Here is a 21158-nt window from a genome sequence, read left to right as displayed (position 1 = left end):
CAGCACCATGCGTGCGGCAGCATCGACAATGACGATGGACGTAACGCGCGACAAAAAGCTAAGGTTCGCCCCACGCCCAGGGAGCCAGATGAATCCATGAACAGCCGCGCCAAACCGACGATGCCAGCGATGCAACAATCCGTGCCGACTGATGCCGACCTCCAGACAATCATGGAGCTCGCCTTCCAGAGCGCTGTCGGCGTCATCATCGCGTCCAACGACATCGCGGCGGTGATCGCCCACCTGCGCCAAGCGCTGCAGCCGCTTGCCGCGCTGGTCGTCAATGAACAGGGTGGCACGCCAGCCGAGATCGAACGCGCAGCGCAAGGCATGGCGATACGACTTGCTTACGAGCTGTGGAACGCCACCCCGATTCCCGAGAATCACTTCCGTCCGCGCAAGCTGGCGCCCCCCGAGCGCAACGCGCCCTGCCCCTGCGGCTCCCAACGCAAGTACAAGCAATGTTGCGGTGCGGGTAACGAAGGTCCGCTGATCCTGCCGCCCGACGAAATGCTCGGGCGCGTGCTCGATCACCTGCCCCGAGCGCGGCTCGGCGAGCCTGTTTCGCAAGGCGTTTCACCGCACCTGCTCGCGCTGGTCGCCAGCCGCTGGTGCGACGAGCAGCGCTTCGACGACGTGATTTCCCTGCTCGAGCCCCTGTTCATCGACCTCGGAAAGCGCGACGAACGCGCCACCGACGCCGCCAACATCCTGATGAACTGCTATCTCGCACGCCAGCAGTACGATGCACGCAACGCGCTGGTCGAACGTCTGAAGAAGTCCCACAACCGCGTGTTGCGCAGTGCCGGAATGCAACGCGAAGCAACGGTCTGTTCCGACCGTGGCGACGTCCGCAACGCCTGGCGGGCCTTCAACGAGGCACGCCACCTGACCCCTGACGACCCGTCGCTATCGCATCTGGAAGTGCTGTTGTTGCTCGCCGAAGGACGCGACATCGAGGCGCGCGAGCGCGCGGACTACTGGATCGCCGTGCTCGCCGCCGACCCGCGCCACGACAACCGTACCCTGATCGAGGCCCTGCACGCCCTCGTGGCAGAAGCGGCTGCGGACGACCCGCTGCACGATCTGCCCCAGGACTACCCGGCGCGCCGGCTGGTGCTGCACATCGCCCTGGAAGACATCGACCCGCCGATCTGGCGCCGCGTCGAAGTGGAGAACACCCTCACCTTCGAGGCGCTGCACCACGTGATCCAGGCCGCGATGGGCTGGGAGGATGCGCACCTGCACGAGTTCAGGGTCGGCGACTACCGCATCGGCATGGGCGACAGCTACGACAACCCGTTCGACGAGGAGGTCCTGCCCGGCGAGGATGTCGAACTCGGGCAGGTCATCGGCCGCCGCCGCAGCTTCATCTACGAGTACGACTTCGGCGACGGCTGGCGCCACCGCATCACCATCGAAAAGCGTCTGCCGAGCGCCCCGCGGCGCAAGCCCGCCGCCCTGCTCGACGGCGAACGCGCCTGCCCGCCCGAGGACTGCGGCGGCGTGCCCGGCTACTACAACATTCTCGAGGCCAAGCGCTCGCCGCGCAGCGCAGAGAGTCGCGAGATTCTCGACTGGCTCGGGCCGTACAAGCCGGGATCCTTCAAACTCACGACACACCAGAAACAGGTGGACGCGCTGTTCAAGCGCATTCGATAAGGCCAGACGCGCATAGCCACCCACCCGGGGTGCGGGCTCGCACGCTCGTCACGCAGCGGGGTAGGCAGTCACCAACCGAGGACAGCCTGCGCCGGCGCGCAACTCCCAAACGGTGCGAATGCACGGTGCGGAGTCGTCCGGCATCGTTACGTGGCAATCGTCGACCTGAGCGCACTCCACCCCCGGCAGCCTGCACGCCCCGGTCACGACGGCACCCTGCGCAGCGTGCCGGCAGCGGCGAAGACCACGCCCATCTCGCCCGCCACTGCACCGAACTCGACGGCATAGCCGGCACCTTCGTCATATACCGACACCACGGTACCCAGGTTGCCGGCCGGCACCACGCCGCCGTCGAAGGCGATGTCGACCAACGCCACCACCCGGGCGTGCTCCGCAATCGCAGCGCTGCCAACGCAGGCGCGCAACTGCTCGGCCACGCCACGCCCGTGCACGTCGCGCGCCACGGCGAGCAGGAACAGGTTGCCGCTCAGGCGCGCCCACAGCTCGCCCACGCGCCGCTTCTCGATCGCATCGTCGGCGCTCTTGTAGCCCTCGCCCTTGTATTCGACCACCAGCAGGCGGCCATCTTCGAGTTCGGCGACGAAGTCGGGATAGAAGCGGTCGCTCGCGGTCGGCAGCCAGAACGAGAACTCCGGAAAGCGCGCCAGGTTGCGCACCCAGTGCCGGACCTGCGGCAGACCGTCGAGCGCGACGGCGCAGTGATATTCATGGTCGGTCTGGCGCGCCCCCGCCTCCTGCAGATCGCCGATCACCCCGTAGTAGTGCTTCGCGAAGCGGTGACGGCCGGTGTAATACGGCGGGCGCGCCGGATACAGCCCGCGGCCGAACACGAAGACGTACTCTGCGCTGATGCAGCCTGGCGTCTCGAAACCGGTCAGCACGCGCTGCAGGCCCTGGCGCTGCGCCTTCTCGCGCAGCACGCGCAGACGTTCGGCGAGCGCGTCGGCGAGCCGGTTGCGGTGGCGCACCAGGGCGGTCAGGGTGTGGCCCTCGTGGTGCTCCAGCCAGCGCAGTACGCGGCTGAGCCAGGCGAGCATCTGCGGTTGCGGCGTGCCGGGCTCGCGCAGGCGGGCATCCAGCCAGTGCAGCAGGTCGGCCTCGGTCACCGTGGTCGGTACCAGATCCAGGTTCACCGCATAAGCGCCGCGTTCCTGCTCGATGCGCAGACGGCCATGGTCCAGATCCACCAGGTAGGCGCCCGGCGATTCGTCGGGGCGGAAGCCGGGCAGTTCGGGCGGCTGATCGGCGAGGACGAAGCCGGCCAGATCGAGCAGGGTCTCGCGCTCGGCCAGCTCCAGCTCGCCCTGCGCATCGCGCACGCACAGCAAGGGTAGCGGGCGGAAGTCCACGCCACGCTGGGAGGGCGAGGCGAAGGTCCGGTGGCGCAGTTCGAAGCGGTCGAGCTCGCGCGTCAGGGCCTCGCGCGCCTTGCGCTCGGGTAGTGCCGCGACCAGCGCGGCGCGCAGCGCGGGCGGTGGCGGCTGGTCCAGGCTCACGCGCAGTTCGCCATCCGGCCGGGTCTCGATGCGCAGCGCCGGCGTTGCCGCGCCCACCTCGAGCGCGAACAGGTCGGCCGCCGCGGCCGCCGGCAGCACCAGCTCCAGCGCAGGCAAGGCTGGGGCGGACGGTTCGCCCACCGCGCTTGCATCACCGAACAGCGGCAGGCTGGTCGGGAACACCGCCTGCACCGCCTCCAGCTCCTCGAAACCCATCGCCACCAGGCGGTCGGCGAGCTCCCCGGCCACGCGCGTGCTCTGGGCGCTCGCCAGGTGGGCATAGGCGCGATTGAGCAGCTCGCTGCGTCGCCGCCTGGCGTAGGGCATGCGCAGCACGCGGCCGAGCAACTGCTCCATGTCGCGGCTCGAGCCGACGTTCTGCAGGCTGCAGAACACATAGGCGAAGGAGCAGTCCCAGCCCTCCTTGAGCGCCTCCACGGTGATCACCACCTCCACCGGGCAGGCCGGGTCGAACAGGTTCACGCCGTCCAGTTCGCGCTGCGTGCCGGTGGCGACGGCGATGCGCTCGGGCGCGATGTTCTCCTGTGCGATCAGATGCTCGCGCAGGCGCTCGACGTTCATCTCGCCGCGCTTGTCCTCGGCCTGCAGCAGTAGGATCGGACGCAGGTAGTCGCCGCCCGCGGCCAGCTCGCGCGCGGCCTCCTCGGCGAGCCGGGTGCGGGTGAGCAGCGCGTCGCGCACCGCCTCCTCCCAGTTGGGATGGGCGCTCAGCACGATCGGCAGCTTGATCATCTCCTCGGCTTTGAGCTCCTCGGCCGAGACGTGGTAGAGCACGTTGCTGCGGTGGCGGCCCTGGCGCACCGGGGTGGCGGTCATCTCGATCAGCGCCGCGGGGCGCAGGCGGGCGAAGCTGTCGTAGCTCAGCGGCGTGCGCGCGTTGTGCGCCTCGTCGATGATCACCACCGGGCGGTGCCAGTACATCAGGTTGGCGAAGCTGCGCTTGACCTTGCCGAGGTCGGCGCGACCGAGGTAGGGCTGGACCTCGAGGTCGCGCTCGCTCACGCGCTCGAAGCCGGGCAGCTCGGGGGCGCGCTCGAAATGCGGCTCGAAGGCCTCCTTGTAGGCATAGACGTCGCGCCCCGAGGTGTCGTCCACCCGCAGCGTCTGCAGCGTGCCGACGATCACCAGCGCGCGCGCGCCGATGTCCTGCGGGCGGATCTGGTCGCTGTCGGCGATGTCGAGCACACGCACACCGTCCACGCCGAAATGCGCCTCCAGCGCCTCGCGGTAGGGGTGGCCGGGAGTCTTCAGCGCGCTGAGCGTCTGCTGGCGGATCACGTTGGTGGGCACCAGCCACAGCGCCAGCGGCCGGTCCTGACCGGTGTAGTGGCGGGCCGCGGCGGCGAGCGCGTGCGCGCCGAGCAGGGTCTTGCCGCCGCCGGTGGGGATGCGCACGCACACGTAGGGCGTGGCCCCTTCGTCGCTGACGAAGCCCTGCGCCAGATAGGGCGGGATGGTGTCCGCCGCGTGCTCCTGTTCGAGCAGGGTCTGGCGGAAGGCGGCGTCGAGCGCCGCCTCGTCGCGCGCGCCGCGGGCCAGGGCGAAGAAGCGCGCGAGCGCGGCGAGCGCCTCGCGCTGGTAACGCTTGAGGGTCAGCGCCATGCCGGAGCCTCCTGCCGCGCGCGGATGTCGTAGGGAATCTGGCGGAAGTCGATGCCGAGCGCGCGCCGGCGCATCTCGGACAGCCGGCAGGCCTCGCCGAACACCACCCGCGGCGTGCCTGCCGCCACCCCGGCGCCTGCGGCCGCCTCGTCGAGCAGCGCCGCCACCGCCGAGGTCAGCACGTTGCCGCCCTGCGGCCGGCGGTCGCCGAGCACGCCGTTGAAGAGCAGAAAGTAGGCGCGGCCCTCATGCACGCCGAGCAGCGGCGAGGCCGGCTGGGCGTCGGCGCTCTCGGGCCGCCAGGGGGTGCGCGTCTCCTGGTACCAGATCCACGCTGCCAGGGTAGCGAAGCCGATAGCGGGGTCGACCTGGCCGTCGGGCAGGAACACCGGCGCGCCGAGGCGGGCGAAGCGCAGCCCGCCGCCGCCCTGCCAATCCACCGCCTTCGAGATCCCGCCCTGCTCGCCCGCGATCACCTTCTGCAGGCGCGGCAGGCAGTGGGTGTGGGCGTGCTCGCCCATCTCGATGCCGATGTAGCGCCGGCCCATCTTGTGCGCGACCGCCGCGGTGGTGCCGGAGCCGAGGAAGCTGTCGAGCACGAGGTCGCCGGGGTTGGTGGAAATATCAACAATGCGCTTGATTAGGGACTCGGGCTTTGGCGTATCGAAAAGCTCGCCGTCCGCAAAGAGTGCCTTGAGATGCTTCTTTGCAAGGTCATTGGTTCCTACGTCGGACGCAGACCAGAGCGTGTCAGGCGTCAAGCCAGCATTAACTTCCGTCAAGAATTTCTTTACCCTTGGCACGCCGTTCCCATTGCTACCGAACCAGATATTTCCCTTGGCAATTTCTTCTTCCATTCGCTCTCGCGTGTATAGCCAACAGCGCCCCTTGGGCAGGCGATGCAGCTTCCCATTTGGCGCGACCAAATCGTAGAACTGGCTCGGGGTCGCATGACCAGCCTGAGCATTCGCCGACACCGACTGCCACGCGCCTCGCGGATCCTCATCAGGATTCTTGTACCTCGCCCGAACCTCCTCAGTTAGCGGCAAGTCATTTCGCGCTGCAGCGAACTTCGCGTAATCCTTTGCAAAGACGTGCAAATATTCGTGGTTCGCTGAAAAGACCTTCCGATTCTCGCGAGTTGTTCGTTGCTGCCAAGCTATCGTCGTCACGAAATTCCCCCGCCCGAACACCTCGTCCATCAACACCTTCAGGTAGTGTCCCTCGTTGTCGTCGATCGACACCCAGATGCTGCCGTCCTCGGCGAGCAGCTCGCGCAGCAGCTCCAGCCGCGGCGCCATCATCGACAGCCACTGGCTGTGCTCGAGGTTGTCGTCGTAGTGCTCGAAGGCGGAGCGGGTGTTGTAGGGCGGGTCGATGTAGACGCACTTGACCCGGCCCGCATGGAAGGGCAGCAGCGCCTTGAGCGCGTCCAGGTTGTCGCCCTGGATCAGCCAGTTATCGGCCGCGGGGTCGCCGTGGACGGCGTCCACGTCGATCAGCCGGTAAGGTACGGCCGCGGCGGCCTGCAGGGCCTGGCGCTTGTTCAGCCAGTCGAGGATGGGCATGGGTGGGAGTCGTTCGAATCGATGTTGATGTCATTGTAGCCGCGACCGCTGGCCGGGCGCGCGCGCTGCGCGTCCGCTCCGGTTTGCGGGCGGCGCCCGAGGATAACGCATCGCCTCCCGGGCCGGCAGCCTTGCTGCGTGAGCGAGGACGCAGGGCTGATGACCGGGCCGGGATCACCCGCCCACCGCCCGCTTGAGCCGCGCCACCGCCCCCTCGACGGCCCCCTCGTCCAGGTTCCCGCAGCCGAGCACCAGCCCGTTGCAGCGCACCGGCGGGCGGGTGTAGGCGGACAGGGCGCGTACCCCCAGCCCCAGCTGCGCGGCGCGCTCGGCCACGCCCGTGTCGTCGAGTTGATCCGGCAGCCACATCACCAGATGGAGCCCGGCCTCGCCGCCGGAGAGTGCCAGGCCGGGCCCGAAGGCCTGCTGCAGGGCAGCGCGCAGCGCCGCCTGGCGGGCGTTGTAGCGGGCGCGCATGCGGCGGACGTGGGTGGTGTAGTGCCCGCGTCCGATGAAGTCGGCGAGCGCGCGCTGTTCGATGCCCTGCCCGGCGCGGGTGGCGAGCGCGGCGACGTGAATGAAATCCGCCGCGATCGTCCGGGGCAACACCAGGTAGCCCAGGCGCAGGCCTGGATACAACGTCTTGCTGAAGGTGCCGGCATAGACCACCGGTGCGTCGGCGTTCAGGCCGAACAGCGCCGGCGGCGCCGGGCCGGCGCGGCGGAACTCGCTGTCGTAGTCGTCCTCGACCACCCAGGCGCCGGCCGCGCGGGCGCGCTCGATCAGCTCAAGCCGACGCAGCAGCGACATCACCCGCCCGGTGGGGTACTGGTGCGAGGGCGTAACCATGACCAGCCGCGGCCAGCGGCGCAGCCAGTCGTCGGCGGTGGGGGCCAGGCCCTCGCCATCGACCGCGACGTCGTGCACCTGCAGGCCGGCGAGGCCGAAGGCGACACGGGCGGCGAGGTAGCCCGGGTTCTCGACCCAGACCGTGTCGCCGTGATCGGCGAGCAGGCGCGCGCACAGGTCGAGCGCCGTCTGGGTACCGCTGGTGATGAGGATCTGCGCGGGGTCCACCGCCAGGCCGCGCACGCTGCCAAGATGGGCCGCGAGCGCGGCGCGCAAGGAGGGATCGCCTCCCTGCGCGACATAGCCGAGCTGACGCCAGCTCGCATCACGCCATGCACGCTCGAGACAAGCGCGCCAGGCGCGGAAAGGGAAGGCACCGAAATCCGGCACGCCGGGCGAAAACGGCAGGGCTTCGGCATCGCGTGCCGGCTCACGCTGCAACGCTGCCGAAGCACGCGCCGACAGCGCCTGTGGCGCCTCCGCTGCGCCCGGGGCCTGCGGCGAGGCGCCTGGCGTGGGGGGCAGTTGGGAAACCCGGGTGCCTTGGCGATCCGCGATCAGGCAACCTTCGGCGACGAGTTGCTCGTAGGCGAACAGCACCGTGTTGCGCGCGATGCCGAGCGTCGCCGCGAGGCTGCGGCTCGCGGGCAGGCGCGTGTCGGCCGGCAGCCGGCCGCACAGGATGGCTTCGCGCAGGCGCAGGTAGAGCAGGCGCTGGCGCGGCACGGCGGCGGGCAAGGGTGGGGCGAGCAGCCAGTCGAGTTCCATCGTGGCTCCATACAAACCTGTTCTTATGGCACTACAAAAGGTACCACTCGAAGCCTAGGATGGCGCGATCGAAAACCTCCGGAGCCGCCTCGCCATGCCGCACTCCCCCGCCCCCTCCCCGCGCACCCGCATTCGCCGCATGCCCGAGCGCGCGCACTACGAGGCCGACACGGTCGCCGCCATCGTCGACGCCGCGATGATCTGCACTGTCGCCTTCCAGGTCGATGGCATCGTCCACGCCATCCCCACCATCCATTGGCGCGAGGGCGAGCACCTCTACATCCACGGCGCCAAGGCCTCGCGCATGCTCAAGGCGCTGACGGCGGGCGAAGCCTGCGTGACGATCGCGCTCGCCGACGGCCTGGTGCTGGCGCGCTCGGCGATGCACCACTCGATGAACTACCGCTCGGTGGTGATCTACGGCCGCTTCGAGGCGGTGACCGACCCCGCGTACAAGCTGGCCAGCCTGCGCACCTTCATCGACGGCCTCTACCCCGGGCGCTGGGACTCGCTGCGCCCGATCACCGACAAGGAACTGAACGCCACCACGCTGCTGCGGATTCCGCTCGGAGAGGTCTCCGCCAAGGTGCGCGACTGGGGCGTCAAGGACGATGAAGAGGATCTGGACTGGCCGGTGTGGGCGGGTGTGATCCCGCTACGTACGGTGCAGGGCGAGCCGCTGACGGACGCCGACAGCGTGCTCGCCGAGGCGCCGCCGAGCCGCTTCGACCCTGCATGGCAATGAAGTGCGATCGCGCGCGCGGTGGCGGGCCCGGCCGTCATTTCGCCATCCCGCCCGCGCTGGCTATACTCCCCCGCACTTTCACCGCAGGGGAGACCTGACCCATGAAGCTCGAAACCATCGCCGTGCATGGCGGCTATTCGCCCGACCCCACCACCAAGGCCGTCGCGGTGCCGATCTACCAGACCACCTCGTACGCCTTCGACGACACCCAGCACGGCGCGGACCTGTTCGACCTCAAGGTTCAGGGCAACATCTACACCCGCATCATGAACCCGACCACCGCGGTGCTCGAGCAGCGCGTCGCCGAACTCGAAGGCGGCATCGGCGCGCTCGCCGTGGCCTCGGGCATGTCGGCGATCACCTACGCCATCCAGACCATCGCCGAAGCGGGCGACAACATCGTCTCGGCATCGACGCTGTACGGCGGCACCTACAACCTGTTCGCCCACACCCTGCCGCAGTTCGGCATCGAGGTGCGCTTTGCCGACTACCGCGACCCGGACAGCTTCGCCGCGCTGATCGACGCGCGCACCAAGGCGATCTTCTGCGAATCGGTGGGCAACCCGCTCGGCAACGTCACCGATATCGGGCGGCTCGCCGAGATCGCGCACAAGGCCGGCGTGCCGCTGATCGTCGACAACACCGTGCCCTCGCCCTACCTGTGCCGTCCCTTCGAGCACGGCGCCGACATCGTGGTGCATGCGCTCACCAAGTATCTGGGCGGCCACGGCAACTCGATCGGCGGCGTGATCGTCGATTCGGGCAAGTTCCCCTGGGCCGAGCACAAGGCACGCTTCAGGCGCCTGAACGAACCGGACGTGTCCTACCACGGCGTGGTCTATACCGAGGCCCTGGGCGCCGCCGCCTTCATCGGCCGCGCGCGCGTGGTGCCGCTGCGTAACACTGGCGCTGCGATCTCGCCCTTCAACAGCTTCCTGATCCTGCAGGGCATCGAGACCCTGGCGCTGCGCATGGACCGCATCTGCACCAACACGATCAAGGTCGCCGAGTACCTGAAGCAGCACGCCAAGGTGGAGTGGGTGAACTACGCCGGCCTGCCCGACCACGCCGACCACGGCCTGGTGCAGAAGTACATGGGCGGGCGCGCCTCGGGCATTCTGTCCTTTGGTGTGAAGGGCGGTTTCGAAGCCGGTGGCCGCTTCCAGGACGCGTTGAAGCTCATCACCCGCCTGGTCAACATCGGCGACGCCAAGTCGCTCGCCTGCCACCCGGCGTCGACCACGCATCGTCAGTTGTCACCGGCCGAACTCGCCAAGGCTGGCGTGTCGCCCGACATGGTGCGGCTGTCGATCGGCATCGAGCACATCGACGACATCATCGCCGACCTGGAGCAGGCGCTGGCGGCGGTTTGATCCCACCCGCCGTCGCCCCCGCGACGGCCGCAATCGCACTTGACGCCACCTGCGGGTGGCGTCTTTCCTGTAAAGGAGCCCGAATGCTCGCAATGCTGCAACGCGTCTCCGAAGCGCGCGTGATCGTCGATGGCGAGACCCTCGGCGAGATCGGCCCCGGCCTGCTCGCGCTGGTGTGCGCCGAGCGCGGCGCCACGAGGGCCGAGGCCGACAAGCTGCAGGGAGGAATAGGGGACAGACCAAGATTATCCGCACCCACAGGAAACCCGGCATTGCACCGCTGATTGCACTCCACTAAAGTGCAATCATTCCCATCACGACGAGGCTTTGCAAGATGCCTTCCATCACCGTGCGCAATATCCCTGACGAGGTGCATCGCGCCATCCGGGTTCGTGCTGCGATGCACGGCCGCAGTGCTGAAGCCGAGGTGCGCAGCATTCTCGAGCAAGCGGCGAAGCCCCAGGGGCGCCTGAAGCTCGGGACCTTGCTGGCTTCGATCGCCCGCGAGGCGGGCGGACTGACCGACGAGGAGCTCGCGCTCTTCGAGAACGCGCGTGACAAGACCCCGGCCGAGCCGATGCGCTTCGAATGATCGTCGTCGACACCAACGTACTGTCGGAATTGTGGCGGGTCGCGCCCGATCCCAAGGTTCTCGCCTGGATGGATGCCCAGGTGGTGGAAACCCTCTTCCTCTCCGCCATTACCGTCGCCGAGCTGCGCTTTGGCGTCGCTGCCATGCCCCAAGGCAAACGCCGCACGATCTATCAGGAGCGGCTGGAACGCGAAGTGCTGCCGGCATTCGCCGGGCGCGTTCTACCCTTTGATCTCGACGCCTCGAAGGCCTACGGCGAGCTGATGGCGCGAGCGCGGGCGGCGGGCCTTGCGATCGGCAACGCAGACGGCTACATCGCGGCCACCGCCGCCGCGCGCGGCCTGATGGTCGCTACGCGCGACGCGAGTCCGTTCAAGGCGGCTGGCCTGGCAGTCATCGACCCTTGGGCGAGCTGACGGGCTCACAGGCCCGCTCGAACGGAACGGGCGAACGAACGGGGGACAGACCACGATTTCTGAAACTTCGCCTGCCTGTCGCCTGCCTTGCAGCCAAACGCCTAAGCCCGTAAACTTGGTCAGTTAATCGTACAAGTTAGAGAGGCAATCGCAATGCGCGTCGTCAACTTCTCCGAGGCCCGCAACAGCCTCAAAACGGTGATCGATCAGGTCATCGACGATGCCGACTACACGGTCATCACGCGCCGCGACGCGCCCGATGCGGTGGTGATGTCGCTTGACACCTTCAACGGCCTGATGGAGACCGTCCATCTGCTGAAGTCGCCCGCCAACGCCGCCCACCTGGCACGCTCGATCGAGCAATATCGTCAGGGCAAGGTCACCCAACGGAATCTGGCCGATGCCGATTGAGGAGAAGCTGCTCAGGCTGACCTGGACCCTGGCCGCCTGGGAGGATTACGAGTACTGGCAAGGCCAGGACCGCAAGACCCTCAAACGCATCAACGCCCTCGTCAAGGATTGCCTGCGTCAGCCCTTCGAAGGCATCGGCAAGCCCGAGCCCCTGAAGGAGAACCTCTCGGGTTTCTGGTCGCGACGCATCGACGACAGCCACCGACTCGTGTACTGCGTGGATGGCGGCGCCTTGGTGGTGCTTGCCTGCCGATATCACTACCAGTAACGCCATCACGCGACGAGTGGCCGCCAGACCACGCCCCGCGGGAGGAACCCCCAATGCTCGCAGTCCTGCAACGCGTCTCCGAAGCGCGCGTGATCGTCGATGGCGAGACCATCGGCGAGATCGGCCCCGGCCTGCTCGCGCTGGTGTGCGCCGAGCGCGGCGACACGACGGCCGAGGCCGACAAGCTGCTCGCCAAGATGCTGAAGCTGCGCATCTTTGCCGACGGGGCCGGCAAGATGAGCCGCTCGGTGCAGGATGTGGCAGGCGGCCTGCTCATCGTCAGCCAGTTCACACTGGCCGCCGACACCGCGGGCGGGAACCGCCCGAGCTTCACCAACGCCGCCGATCCGCAGACGGGCCGCGCGCTGTACGAGCACTTCGTTGCCCAGGCACGGAGCGCGCATCCGCGCGTCCGGGCTGGCCGCTTCGCCGCCGACATGAAGGTGCAGCTGGTCAACGACGGCCCGGTGACGATTCCGCTGCGCATGGCGCCGCCGGCCTGAGCGGCGCCCGACTCACCGATTCCTCAACGACCAAGGCCTGTCCCGCCCAGATGTCCGACGACCTTCCCCACTTCCCCCTCCTGGCCGGCGCCCTGCTCGCAGCGCTCGGCGTCGCCCTCGGGGCCTTCGGCGCCCATGGCCTGCGCAGCCTGCTCGATGCCACCGCGCTCGCCTGGTGGCAGACCGCGGTGCAATACCAGATGTGGCATGCGATCGGCCTGATTGCGCTGGCGGCGCTGCGCCTGCGCGGCAGCCTGCTGCCTGCCGCCCTGCTGGCGGCGGGCACGGTCATCTTCGCCGCCACCTTGTACGCGATGGCGCTGGGCGGCCCGCGCTGGCTGGGGGCAGTCACGCCGGTTGGCGGCAGCCTGATGATCCTCGGCTGGCTGGCGCTGGCCTGGCGGGTGCTGCAGTGCGCGGCGCGGCGTCCCTGAGCACTTGCCTCGGCCCGGCTGGCGGTCGCAACGGAAGATCCGCCCCCAGCCTGATCGTCATGCAACGCGGGCATAATCCGCCCTTCCACCCCCCAAGCGGAGAATCCCATGAAGCTCTTCATGCAAAGCGGGCATAATCCGCCCTTCCACCCCCCAAGCGGAGAATCCCATGAAGCTCTACATGAAGCCCGGCGCCTGCTCGCTGTCGCCCCACATCGTGCTCGAAGAGTCGGGTTTGGACTACGAGACCGAGACCGTCGACCTCAAGACCAAGCGCACCAGCAGCGGCGAGGACTTCACCCGGATCAACCCCAAGGGTTATGTGCCCGCCCTGCTGCTCGACAGCGGCGAGCTGCTCACCGAAGGCCCGGCGATCATCCAGTACATCGCTGACCAGGCGCCGGCGAAGAAGCTCGCGCCCGCCAACGGCAGCATCGAGCGCTACCGCCTGCAGTCCTGGCTCAACTTCATCGCGACCGAACTGCACAAGTCGTGCAGCCCCTTCTTCAACCCCGCCGCAGGCGAGGACTGGAAGAAGATCGCCGCCGCCAACCTCGAGCGCCGCCTCGCCTACGTCAATGAACAGCTCGAAGGCAAAGCCTACCTGCTGGGCGAGGACTTCAGCGTCGCCGACGCCTATCTCTTCACCGTCTTGAGCTGGATGAAGTTCATCGGCATCGACATCTCGAAGTGGTCGAACCTGGCCGCCTGCTACGAACGTGTGGGCGCCCGCCCTGCGGTGCGCGCCGTGCTGAAGACCGAGCAGCTGGGCTGAAGCCCTCAGCCTGAGCATTCCGGCGTCTCACCCCGCGCCACCGGCCTGCCCCGTCAGCCCGGTGGCGCAGTCCCCAGGCAGCGGTCCCAGAAACCGCTCAGCGTGCCAAAGCCGCGACGCTCATCATGCGTGTGATGAAAGCCGTGGTGCCGTCGCCGAGCCGCCAGCAGGCCACCGCCCGCTCCGCGATGCACACGGTCGTGCACCGCCTCCTGCAACATCTCGCCCACCAGCAACCCCAGCGACAGCGCCGCCGAGAAGGCCACGTTGCGCAGCAGCAGCGCGGGCGCGATCAACAGCACCAGCACCAGGGGCACGCTGAATGCCAACGGGATCCGGATGGGCTCGTCGGGCACACGATGGTGATGGGCATGCCAGGCCTTGAACGGCTCCACCCGATGCAGCACGAAGCGGTGCAGCAGGTACTCGAGCAGGGTCCACAGCACGAAGCCGCAAGCGATCAGCGCAAGCGCCAGCCACTGCGGCAAGCCCGTCGCCGCCAGCACGTACGCGGCGAGCAGCACGCCCGCCCCCGCCACCATCAGTGAAGCCGGATAGGCAAGCGCCAGTCGGCGTGGCGCATCATTCACGGCCTTCTCCCCGGGGCGCTTCGCTCATGCAACCCCTCGCCTCGCGCAGCCCTTCCGTCGCCTCGCACTGCCGTTCCATCGCCTCGCACTGCCGTTCCATCGCCTCCCGCTGCCAGTCCATCGCTCGTTCTCCTCACCGCTCGGGTGAGTCCTTCACCCGCTGTCCGGTCCCGTCTTCATGATAGTCGCTGCGATCGGGCGCGCTGCCGGCCCCCCTTGGGCCGCTCGCCGAACGCCTCGGCATCGCCCCTTGACTATACGGTACTAATTTAGTACTTTTTAGCCACACCGACAGGCGACAGGCACACAGACATGCTGCGCATCAGCAAGCTCACCGACTACGGCACCCTGATCCTTGCCCATATGGCAGGTTTCCCGGGCCGCCTGCACAGCGCCGCCGGGCTGGCAGAGGCCCTCGGGCTCGGGCTGCCCACGGTCAGCAAGGTGCTCAAGACCCTCGGTCGCCATGGGCTGGTGAGCAGCCAGCGCGGCGCTCATGGCGGCTACGTGCTGAACCGCCCGCCTTCACAGATCAGCGTAGCAGAGGTCATCGACGCCCTCGAGGAGCAACCCTTCGGCCTCACCGAATGCAGTGCGAGCACGGGCGTGTGCAGCATGGAGAACGACTGCCGCATCCGTGACCACTGGCTGCGCATCAACGGCGCGGTCCGCCTCGCCCTGCAAGCGGTCGCCCTGGCCGACCTGGTGCCGCAGCAAGGCGGGCCAGCCACCGAGCACCGCCTGCACGGCCCGCCCCACCTCGACAGCCGCATCGCCACCGCCTGCCTGCCCGCATCGCGTACCGACGACCAGGAGAACCGATCATGAACGCCCCCACGCTGACGCCCGCCCCCTCCCACGGCGACGCCATCGGTGCTTTCCTCGAGCAGGATTACACCGCCGGCTTCGAAACCCAGCTGGACAGCGACAGCCTGCCCAAAGGCCTGTCCGAAGAGGTCATCCAGATGATCTCGGCCCGCAAGGGCGAGCCCGAGTGGCTGCTGCAATGGCGGCTCGAAGCCTACCGCCACTGGCTGACGATGACGCCGCCGACCTGGGCGGCCGTGAGCTTCCCGCCGGTCGACTTCCAGGACATCGTCTATTACTCCGCGCCCAAGTCCAAGAAGGACGGCCCCAAGAGCCTGGACGAGGTCGACCCGGAATTGCTGCGCACCTTCGAGAAGCTCGGCGTGCCGCTGCACGAGCGCGCGCGCCTGGCCGGCGTGGCAGTGGATGCGGTGTTCGACTCGGTAAGCGTGGCCACCACCTTCAAGAAGGAGCTGGGCGAGCACGGCATCATCTTCTGTTCGTTCTCGGAAGCGGTGAAGGATCATCCCGAACTGGTGCGCCAGTACCTCGGCACGGTGGTGCCGCCGGGCGACAACTTCTACGCCGCGCTCAACTCGGCGGTGTTCTCCGACGGTTCCTTCGTCTTCATCCCCAAGGGGGTGAAGTGTCCGATGGAGCTCTCCACCTACTTCCGCATCAATGCCCGCGACACAGGTCAGTTCGAGCGCACGCTGATCATCGCCGAGGAAGGCGCCTCGGTCAGCTACCTCGAAGGCTGTACCGCGCCGATGCGCGACGAGAACCAGCTCCACGCCGCGGTGGTCGAGCTGATCGCGCTCGACGACGCCAAGATCAAGTATTCCACCGTGCAGAACTGGTACCCGGGCGACAAGGACGGCAAGGGCGGCATCTACAACTTCGTCACCAAGCGTGGCGACTGCCGCGGCGCGCGCTCGCACATTTCATGGACCCAGGTCGAGACCGGCTCGGCGATCACCTGGAAGTACCCGAGCGTGATCCTGCGCGGCGACGACTCGGTGGGCGACTTCCACTCGGTGGCGCTGACCAACAACCTGCAGCAGGCCGACACCGGCACCAAGATGATCCACATGGGGCGCAACACGAAGAGCACCATCCTCAGCAAGGGCATCTCGGCCGGGCGCGGCAGCAACACCTTCCGCGGCCTGGTCAAGGTCACGCCCAAGGCCGAGGGCGCGCGCAACTACACCCAGTGCGATTCGCTCTTGATCGGCGACCGCTGCGCCGCGCACACCTTCCCCACCATCGAGGTGCGCCACCCCACGGCGCACGTCGAGCACGAGGCCACCACCTCGCGCATCGGCGAGGACCAGCTTTTCTATGCGATGCAGCGCGGCATCAGTGCCGAGGACGCGGTATCGATGATCGTCAATGGCTTCTGCCGCGAGGTGTTCAAGGAGCTGCCGATGGAGTTCGCGGTGGAAGCACAGAAACTATTGGGCGTGAGCCTCGAAGGCAGCGTCGGCTGAGTAAAGGGAGAATCAACATGCTGAAAATCAACAACCTGCACGCCGCGGTCGACGGCAAGGCGATCCTCAACGGGCTGAGCCTCGAAGTGGCCGACGGCGAGGTGCACGCCATCATGGGCCCCAACGGCTCGGGCAAGAGCACGCTCGCCCAGGTGCTCGCCGGGCGCGAGACCTTCACCGTCACCGAGGGCAGCGTGAGCTGGGACGGTGCCGACCTGCTCGCCCTGCCCGCCGAGGAGCGCGCGCGCGCCGGGCTCTTCCTCGCCTTCCAGTACCCGGTCGAGATCCCCGGCGTGTCCAACGCCTACTTCCTCAAGGCCGCGGTCAACGCCATCCGCCGCCATCGCGGCCTGCCCGAATACGACGCCATGGACTTCCTCGCGCGGGTGAAGGCCGAGATGAAGGCCGTCGGCATGAAGGAGGAGTTCCTCTACCGCTCGGTCAACGAAGGCTTCTCGGGCGGCGAGAAGAAGCGCAACGAGGTGCTGCAGATGGCGCTGCTCGAGCCCAAGCTCGCGGTGCTCGACGAGACCGACTCGGGCCTGGACATCGACGCGCTGAAGATCGTCGCCGAGGGCGTCAACCGCCTGCGCTCGCCCGAGCGCTCGATGATCGTCATCACCCACTACCAGCGCCTGCTCGACTACATCGTGCCGGACAAGGTGCACGTGCTGTCGCAGGGCCGCATCGTGCGCTCGGGCGGGCGCGAACTCGCCCTCGAACTGGAAGCGCACGGCTACGGCTGGATCGGCGAGGCCAAGCCCGCGGGCGCCGCGGCGGGAGCGCGGCCATGAGCGCAATCGACTTCTGGCTGGCGCAGCAGCAGTCCGCTGCCGCGCACCTGCCCGGCACCGCACTGCCCTGGCTGGCGAGCTTGCGCGCGCGCGCCATCACCCGCTTCGCCGACGAGGGTTGGCCAAGCTCGCGGCAAGAGAACTGGCGCCACACCTCGCTCGCCTTTCTCGACCAGCACACGCTCGCCGCAGGGCAAGCGCCTGCGGCCGAGGATGTGCTCGCGGCCTCGCGCGCGGGCGCCCCGGACGACCACTGGCTGGTCTTCGTCGATGGCCGCTTTGCGCCTGCCCTGTCGGCCATCGGCGGGCTGCCGGCCGGTGCCCGCGTCGGCAGCCTGGCCGACGCGCTGCAACGCGAACCGGAAGCGGTCGAGGCCGCGTTCGGCACGGCCGAAGACGGCGACAGCCCGGCGGCGCTGAATGCGGCGCTGGCAGCCGACGGCGCCTGGATCCGGCTCGGGCGTGGCGTGGTGGTGGACAAGCCGCTGCACCTGGTCTTCATCGGCCAGGCCAGCGCCCACCGCCATGTGCGCAACCTCATCGTCGCCGAGGCCGGCGCCCAGGCAACCATCGCCGAACACTATCCGGCCGGCAGCGACACGGCGACGCTGACCACGGCGGTCACCCGCATCCAGGCCGGGCCGGACAGCCACATCAGCCACCTCAAGCTGCAACAGGAGGCCGCCAGCGCCATCCACCTCGCCACCATCTCGGCCGAGCAGAGCCGCGGCGCGGTGCTGGCCTCGCATTCGCTGTCCTTCGGCGCACGCCTGGCGCGCAACGACATTCGCACCCGCCTGCAGGGCGAAGGTGCGGAGGCGCTGCTCAATGGCCTCTACCATGCCGATGGTCGGCGCCATGTGGATCACCACACCCGCATCGACCACGCCCGCCCGCAAGGCACCAGCCGCGAGTACTACCGGGGGCTCCTCGACGGCAATGCGCGCGGCGTGTTCACCGGCCGCATCGTGGTGGCGGAGGACGCCCAGCGCACCGACGCGCTGCAGCGCTGCGACAACCTGCTGCTGTCGCGCCTGGCCGAGGCCGATGCACGCCCCGAGCTCGAGATCTACGCCGACGACGTCAAGTGCGCCCACGGTGCCACCGTCGGCCAGATCGACGAGGACGCGCTGTTCTACCTGCGCGCGCGCGGCATCGAGGCCGGCCATGCGCGCGAACTGCTCACCTACGCCTTCGCCGCCGAAGTCCTCGAACGCATCGCCTGCGCGCCGCTGCAGGCGCTCGGCCGCCGCGCCCTGCTTGCCCGCCTGCCCGGCGCCGCCCAACTGGAGGAACTGCAGTGAACGACCTGACTGCCTTGGCCGAAGCGACCACGGCCCCGCCGCTGCTCGAGCTCGCCGCCGACTTCCCGATCCTGTCGCGGCCGGTCAATGGCCGGCGGCTGGCCTACCTGGACAACGGTGCGACCACACAGAAGCCGGACGCGGTGATCGAGGCGGAGCGGCGCTTCTACCGCGAATCGAACGCCAACATCCATCGTGGCGTGCATTGGCTGTCGCAACATGCGACCGAGCTCTACGACGCCGCGCGCGCCAGCGTGCAGCGCTTTCTCAACGCGCCGAGCGCCGACGAGATCGTCTTCACGCGCGGCACCACCGAGGCGATCAACCTGGTGGCGCAGAGCTGGGGGCGACCGCGGCTGACGGCGGGTGACGAGATCCTCATCACCCACATGGAGCACCACTCCAACATCGTGCCCTGGCAACTGCTGTGCGAGCAGACCGGCGCCGTGCTGAAGGTGGCTGCGGTCGACGACAAGGGCGAGCTCGACCTGGCGACCTTCAACGCTCTGCTCGGCGAGCGCACCCGGCTGGTGGCGATCACCCATGTCTCGAATGCGCTCGGCACGATCACGCCGGTCGCCGAGCTCACGGCGAAGGCGCATGCCGCCGGCGCCATCGTGCTCATCGACGGCGCGCAGGCGGTGGCACACACCAAGGTCGACGTACAGGCGATCGGCTGCGACTTCTACGCCTTCTCCGGTCACAAGCTGTATGCCCCGACCGGCATCGGCGCGCTCTATGGCCGCGCCCGGCTGCTGCAGCACATGCCGCCGTGGCAAGGTGGCGGCGACATGATCCGCACGGTGGCCTTCGAGCGCACCACCTTTGCCCCGCCGCCGCAGCGCTTCGAGGCCGGCACGCCCAACATTGCCGGCGCCATCGGCCTGGCGGCCGCCATCGACTACGTCGGCCGCGTCGGCCTGGAGCGCATCGCCGCCCATGAACACGCGCTGCTGCTGCGTGCCACCGCCGCGCTGGGCGACATCCCGGGCCTGCGCATCGTCGGCACCGCACGCCACAAGGCCGGCATCGTGTCCTTCCTGGTCGACGGCATCCATCCGCACGACCTCGGCACCATCCTCGACAGCGAAGGCGTGGCGATCCGCGCCGGCCACCACTGCGCGATGCCGCTGATGGCGCGCTTGGGCATTCCGGGCACCGCACGCGCGTCGTTCGCGATGTACAACGACTTCGCCGACATCGACGCCCTGGTGGCTGCGATCCGCAAGGCGCAGGACATGTTCGGCACGCGGAGGCCGCGATGAGCGATCGGAACGACATGCTGCGCGAGCTGTACCAGGAGGTGATCTTCGATCACAACCGCAACCCGCGCAATTTCCATCCCATGGCCGAGGCCGACCACCAGGCCGACGGCCACAACCCGCTGTGCGGCGACCAGCTCACGGTGTATCTGCGCATCGCCGACGGCGTCGTGCAGGACGCCAGCTTCGTCGGCCATGGCTGCGCCATCTCCACCGCCTCGGCCTCGCTGATGACCGAAGCCGTGAAGGGCCGGCCGGTCGAGGAGGTGGAAGCGCTGTTCCGCGACTTCCATGCCCTGCTCACCGCGTCGCAGGAGGGCGAGGCACCGCGCCGCGATTTCGGCAAGCTCGAGGTGCTGGCGGGGGTGCGCGAGTTTCCCGCGCGGGTGAAATGCGCCACCCTGGCCTGGCACACGCTGCACAACGCGATCACGGGCGCGCACGACACCGCCCACACCGAATAGGACGCACGCAAGGAGCGCATCATGGGCGAACGTTATGGCGAAACCGATTCCCGCATCCTGCAGCGCGAGTGCGCAGCGGTCAGCGTGCCCTGGGGCCGACCCGAGACCCTGGAGGAAGGCAGCTACGCGCTGATCACCCAGCGCCTGGGCGGCTCGATTACGGTGATGAGCGGCGGCAACCTCTATCGCATCGACGAGCGCAACGCCGACGCCCTCGGCCTCGAGCCGCAACTGCCGCCAGCGCTGCCGACCCAGGCCGAGGGCGAGATCGACGCCGATAGCGTCGAGCGCGCCGCCTGGGCGCAGCTTGCCACCTGCTTCGACCCCGAGATCCCGATCGACATCGTCAATCTCGGCCTGGTCTATGCCTGCACCGCAGAGCCGCTCGGCGACGGCCGCTACCGGCTGGCGGTGAACATGACGCTCACCGCACCCGGCTGCGGCATGGGCACGCTGATCGCAGACGAGGCACGCGAAAAACTGCTGGGCATCCCGGGCGTGGCCGAGGCCGAGGTGAGCCTGGTGTGGGATCCGCCCTGGAGCCGCGAGATGATGAGCGAGGCGGCCAGGCTGGAGATGGGCATGCTCTGAGGGAGGCCGATTTGCGCTGGCGCAAGGCGCCGGGCGCAGGCGTGCTGCTATGCTTTCAAGGCCCCGTCACCCTTACCGATTCCCTGCCCCGGAGACCGGCCATGCGCCTTGCTGTTGCACTTGTCGCCCCCTTGTTCAGCGCGGCCGCGCTCGCGGCGCCCACCCCCATCGAAGCGCCAAAGCGCCTGCCCGGACTGTGGGCCATCGACACCACGCCCGCGACCGAAGCCGCGGGCGTGGCGAGCTTTCACCTGTGCGTCGCCGCCACCGACCAGGACATCCTGCGCCGCCCCGGCCACGACAGCCGCGACTGCCGCAGCGGGGGGGGGGGGGGGGGGGGGGGGGGGGGGGG

The 21158-nt window shown here is 68.6% G+C and carries 21 protein-coding genes and 2 pseudogenes; 19 read left to right on the top strand and 4 right to left on the bottom strand.

Annotation, left to right across the window (positions count from 1 at the left end):
- The first annotated feature begins 129 nt into the window (after positions 1–129).
- Positions 130–1662 carry an IS1096 element passenger TnpR family protein gene (locus ACMV5O_RS15210; protein WP_416164248.1) on the top strand — a complete coding sequence of 511 codons (1533 nt, stop codon included), beginning with the start codon at positions 130–132 and terminating at the stop codon, positions 1660–1662.
- A gap of 203 nt (positions 1663–1865) precedes the next feature.
- Here ACMV5O_RS15210 and ACMV5O_RS15205 read toward each other — a convergent pair whose 3' ends face one another.
- From ACMV5O_RS15205 to ACMV5O_RS15195, 3 genes are all read right to left on the bottom strand, one after another.
- Entirely contained in the window at positions 1866–4802 is a 2937-nt protein-coding gene (locus ACMV5O_RS15205) for a DEAD/DEAH box helicase (RefSeq protein WP_416164247.1), read from the bottom strand.
- Positions 4793–6370: a site-specific DNA-methyltransferase gene (locus ACMV5O_RS15200; RefSeq protein ID WP_416164246.1), complete on the bottom strand. Its 1578-nt coding sequence runs from the start codon at positions 6368–6370 to the stop codon at positions 4793–4795. The genes ACMV5O_RS15205 and ACMV5O_RS15200 overlap by 10 nt, the downstream gene beginning before the upstream one ends.
- A gap of 174 nt (positions 6371–6544) precedes the next feature.
- Positions 6545–7987 carry a PLP-dependent aminotransferase family protein gene (locus tag ACMV5O_RS15195; protein ID WP_416164245.1) on the bottom strand — a complete coding sequence of 481 codons (1443 nt, stop codon included), beginning with the start codon at positions 7985–7987 and terminating at the stop codon, positions 6545–6547.
- Positions 7988–8081: 94 nt separating this feature from the next.
- Here ACMV5O_RS15195 and ACMV5O_RS15190 point away from each other — a divergent pair, with 94 nt between their 5' ends.
- The 10 genes and pseudogenes from ACMV5O_RS15190 (at position 8082) to gstA (ending at position 13504) form a co-directional block, all read left to right on the top strand.
- The gene (locus tag ACMV5O_RS15190) at positions 8082–8732 is read left to right on the top strand and encodes a pyridoxamine 5'-phosphate oxidase family protein (RefSeq protein WP_416164244.1); all 651 of its coding nucleotides are present in this window, start codon (positions 8082–8084) and stop codon (positions 8730–8732) included.
- A gap of 101 nt (positions 8733–8833) precedes the next feature.
- Complete coding sequence (locus tag ACMV5O_RS15185; protein ID WP_416164243.1) at positions 8834–10105, top strand: bifunctional O-acetylhomoserine aminocarboxypropyltransferase/cysteine synthase; 1272 nt, start codon at positions 8834–8836, stop codon at positions 10103–10105.
- Positions 10106–10188: 83 nt separating this feature from the next.
- Positions 10189–10323 (top strand): annotated as a pseudogene (locus tag ACMV5O_RS15180) (D-aminoacyl-tRNA deacylase); the annotation flags it as partial.
- A 116-nt stretch (positions 10324–10439) separates the two neighbouring features.
- Positions 10440–10697: a FitA-like ribbon-helix-helix domain-containing protein gene (locus tag ACMV5O_RS15175; protein ID WP_324540195.1), complete on the top strand. Its 258-nt coding sequence runs from the start codon at positions 10440–10442 to the stop codon at positions 10695–10697.
- Positions 10694–11113, top strand: coding sequence for a type II toxin-antitoxin system VapC family toxin (locus ACMV5O_RS15170; RefSeq protein ID WP_416164242.1), 420 nt, complete (start codon positions 10694–10696; stop codon positions 11111–11113). Before ACMV5O_RS15175 ends, ACMV5O_RS15170 begins: the two co-directional genes overlap by 4 nt.
- A gap of 153 nt (positions 11114–11266) precedes the next feature.
- Positions 11267–11524: a type II toxin-antitoxin system Phd/YefM family antitoxin gene (locus ACMV5O_RS15165; RefSeq protein ID WP_416164241.1), complete on the top strand. Its 258-nt coding sequence runs from the start codon at positions 11267–11269 to the stop codon at positions 11522–11524.
- Positions 11514–11792, top strand: coding sequence for a Txe/YoeB family addiction module toxin (locus ACMV5O_RS15160; RefSeq protein WP_416164240.1), 279 nt, complete (start codon positions 11514–11516; stop codon positions 11790–11792). Before ACMV5O_RS15165 ends, ACMV5O_RS15160 begins: the two co-directional genes overlap by 11 nt.
- A gap of 53 nt (positions 11793–11845) precedes the next feature.
- Positions 11846–12295, top strand: a complete 450-nt coding sequence (gene dtd / locus ACMV5O_RS15155) for a D-aminoacyl-tRNA deacylase (RefSeq protein ID WP_416164239.1) — start codon at positions 11846–11848, stop codon at positions 12293–12295.
- 50 nt (positions 12296–12345) lie between these two features.
- Positions 12346–12729 carry a DUF423 domain-containing protein gene (locus ACMV5O_RS15150; RefSeq protein ID WP_416164238.1) on the top strand — a complete coding sequence of 128 codons (384 nt, stop codon included), beginning with the start codon at positions 12346–12348 and terminating at the stop codon, positions 12727–12729.
- A 169-nt stretch (positions 12730–12898) separates the two neighbouring features.
- Positions 12899–13504, top strand: a complete 606-nt coding sequence (gene gstA / locus ACMV5O_RS15145; RefSeq protein WP_416164237.1) for a glutathione transferase GstA — start codon at positions 12899–12901, stop codon at positions 13502–13504.
- 53 nt (positions 13505–13557) lie between these two features.
- On the opposite strand, the gene ACMV5O_RS15140 is transcribed toward gstA, so the two are convergent.
- A complete protein-coding gene (locus ACMV5O_RS15140) occupies positions 13558–14094 on the bottom strand; it encodes a sterol desaturase family protein (RefSeq protein ID WP_416164236.1) in 537 nt (178 codons plus the stop codon).
- A 312-nt stretch (positions 14095–14406) separates the two neighbouring features.
- Between ACMV5O_RS15140 and ACMV5O_RS15135 the strand changes: the two genes are divergently transcribed.
- The 8 genes and pseudogenes from ACMV5O_RS15135 to ACMV5O_RS15100 form a co-directional block, all read left to right on the top strand.
- A complete protein-coding gene (locus ACMV5O_RS15135; protein WP_416164235.1) occupies positions 14407–14922 on the top strand; it encodes an SUF system Fe-S cluster assembly regulator in 516 nt (171 codons plus the stop codon).
- Positions 14919–16391 carry a Fe-S cluster assembly protein SufB gene (gene sufB / locus ACMV5O_RS15130; RefSeq protein ID WP_416164234.1) on the top strand — a complete coding sequence of 491 codons (1473 nt, stop codon included), beginning with the start codon at positions 14919–14921 and terminating at the stop codon, positions 16389–16391. Before ACMV5O_RS15135 ends, sufB begins: the two co-directional genes overlap by 4 nt.
- Positions 16392–16408: 17 nt before the next feature.
- Complete coding sequence (gene sufC / locus ACMV5O_RS15125) at positions 16409–17185, top strand: Fe-S cluster assembly ATPase SufC (protein ID WP_416164233.1); 777 nt, start codon at positions 16409–16411, stop codon at positions 17183–17185.
- Positions 17182–18489, top strand: a complete 1308-nt coding sequence (gene sufD / locus ACMV5O_RS15120) for a Fe-S cluster assembly protein SufD (RefSeq protein ID WP_416164232.1) — start codon at positions 17182–17184, stop codon at positions 18487–18489. Before sufC ends, sufD begins: the two co-directional genes overlap by 4 nt.
- Positions 18486–19754: a cysteine desulfurase gene (locus ACMV5O_RS15115; protein WP_416164231.1), complete on the top strand. Its 1269-nt coding sequence runs from the start codon at positions 18486–18488 to the stop codon at positions 19752–19754. Before sufD ends, ACMV5O_RS15115 begins: the two co-directional genes overlap by 4 nt.
- The gene (gene sufU, locus ACMV5O_RS15110; RefSeq protein ID WP_416164230.1) at positions 19751–20215 is read left to right on the top strand and encodes a Fe-S cluster assembly sulfur transfer protein SufU; all 465 of its coding nucleotides are present in this window, start codon (positions 19751–19753) and stop codon (positions 20213–20215) included. Before ACMV5O_RS15115 ends, sufU begins: the two co-directional genes overlap by 4 nt.
- A gap of 21 nt (positions 20216–20236) precedes the next feature.
- Positions 20237–20806, top strand: a complete 570-nt coding sequence (sufT, locus tag ACMV5O_RS15105; RefSeq protein WP_416164229.1) for a putative Fe-S cluster assembly protein SufT — start codon at positions 20237–20239, stop codon at positions 20804–20806.
- A 101-nt stretch (positions 20807–20907) separates the two neighbouring features.
- Positions 20908–21158 (top strand): annotated as a pseudogene (locus tag ACMV5O_RS15100) (hypothetical protein); the annotation flags it as partial.

The organism is Thauera sp. WH-1 (assembly GCF_047806685.1).
In the GTDB taxonomy this organism is placed as follows: domain Bacteria; phylum Pseudomonadota; class Gammaproteobacteria; order Burkholderiales; family Rhodocyclaceae; genus Thauera.
Note: the sequence above shows the minus strand (reverse complement) of the source record. Positions and strands in the feature narration are given on the sequence as shown.

Bases quoted from the DNA above. Each gene is read 5' to 3' on its own strand.
- ACMV5O_RS15210 (WP_416164248.1), top strand. From the start codon at position 130: ATGCAACAATCCGTGCCGACTGATGCCGACCTCCAGACAATCATGGAG.
- ACMV5O_RS15205 (WP_416164247.1), bottom strand. From the start codon at position 4,802: ATGGCGCTGACCCTCAAGCGTTACCAGCGCGAGGCGCTCGCCGCGCTC.
- ACMV5O_RS15200 (WP_416164246.1), bottom strand. From the start codon at position 6,370: ATGCCCATCCTCGACTGGCTGAACAAGCGCCAGGCCCTGCAGGCCGCC.
- ACMV5O_RS15195 (WP_416164245.1), bottom strand. From the start codon at position 7,987: ATGGAACTCGACTGGCTGCTCGCCCCACCCTTGCCCGCCGCCGTGCCG.
- ACMV5O_RS15190 (WP_416164244.1), top strand. From the start codon at position 8,082: ATGCCGCACTCCCCCGCCCCCTCCCCGCGCACCCGCATTCGCCGCATG.
- ACMV5O_RS15185 (WP_416164243.1), top strand. From the start codon at position 8,834: ATGAAGCTCGAAACCATCGCCGTGCATGGCGGCTATTCGCCCGACCCC.
- ACMV5O_RS15175 (WP_324540195.1), top strand. From the start codon at position 10,440: ATGCCTTCCATCACCGTGCGCAATATCCCTGACGAGGTGCATCGCGCC.
- ACMV5O_RS15170 (WP_416164242.1), top strand. From the start codon at position 10,694: ATGATCGTCGTCGACACCAACGTACTGTCGGAATTGTGGCGGGTCGCG.
- ACMV5O_RS15165 (WP_416164241.1), top strand. From the start codon at position 11,267: ATGCGCGTCGTCAACTTCTCCGAGGCCCGCAACAGCCTCAAAACGGTG.
- ACMV5O_RS15160 (WP_416164240.1), top strand. From the start codon at position 11,514: ATGCCGATTGAGGAGAAGCTGCTCAGGCTGACCTGGACCCTGGCCGCC.
- dtd (WP_416164239.1), top strand. From the start codon at position 11,846: ATGCTCGCAGTCCTGCAACGCGTCTCCGAAGCGCGCGTGATCGTCGAT.
- ACMV5O_RS15150 (WP_416164238.1), top strand. From the start codon at position 12,346: ATGTCCGACGACCTTCCCCACTTCCCCCTCCTGGCCGGCGCCCTGCTC.
- gstA (WP_416164237.1), top strand. From the start codon at position 12,899: ATGAAGCTCTACATGAAGCCCGGCGCCTGCTCGCTGTCGCCCCACATC.
- ACMV5O_RS15135 (WP_416164235.1), top strand. From the start codon at position 14,407: ATGCTGCGCATCAGCAAGCTCACCGACTACGGCACCCTGATCCTTGCC.
- sufB (WP_416164234.1), top strand. From the start codon at position 14,919: ATGAACGCCCCCACGCTGACGCCCGCCCCCTCCCACGGCGACGCCATC.
- sufC (WP_416164233.1), top strand. From the start codon at position 16,409: ATGCTGAAAATCAACAACCTGCACGCCGCGGTCGACGGCAAGGCGATC.
- sufD (WP_416164232.1), top strand. From the start codon at position 17,182: ATGAGCGCAATCGACTTCTGGCTGGCGCAGCAGCAGTCCGCTGCCGCG.
- sufU (WP_416164230.1), top strand. From the start codon at position 19,751: ATGAGCGATCGGAACGACATGCTGCGCGAGCTGTACCAGGAGGTGATC.
- sufT (WP_416164229.1), top strand. From the start codon at position 20,237: ATGGGCGAACGTTATGGCGAAACCGATTCCCGCATCCTGCAGCGCGAG.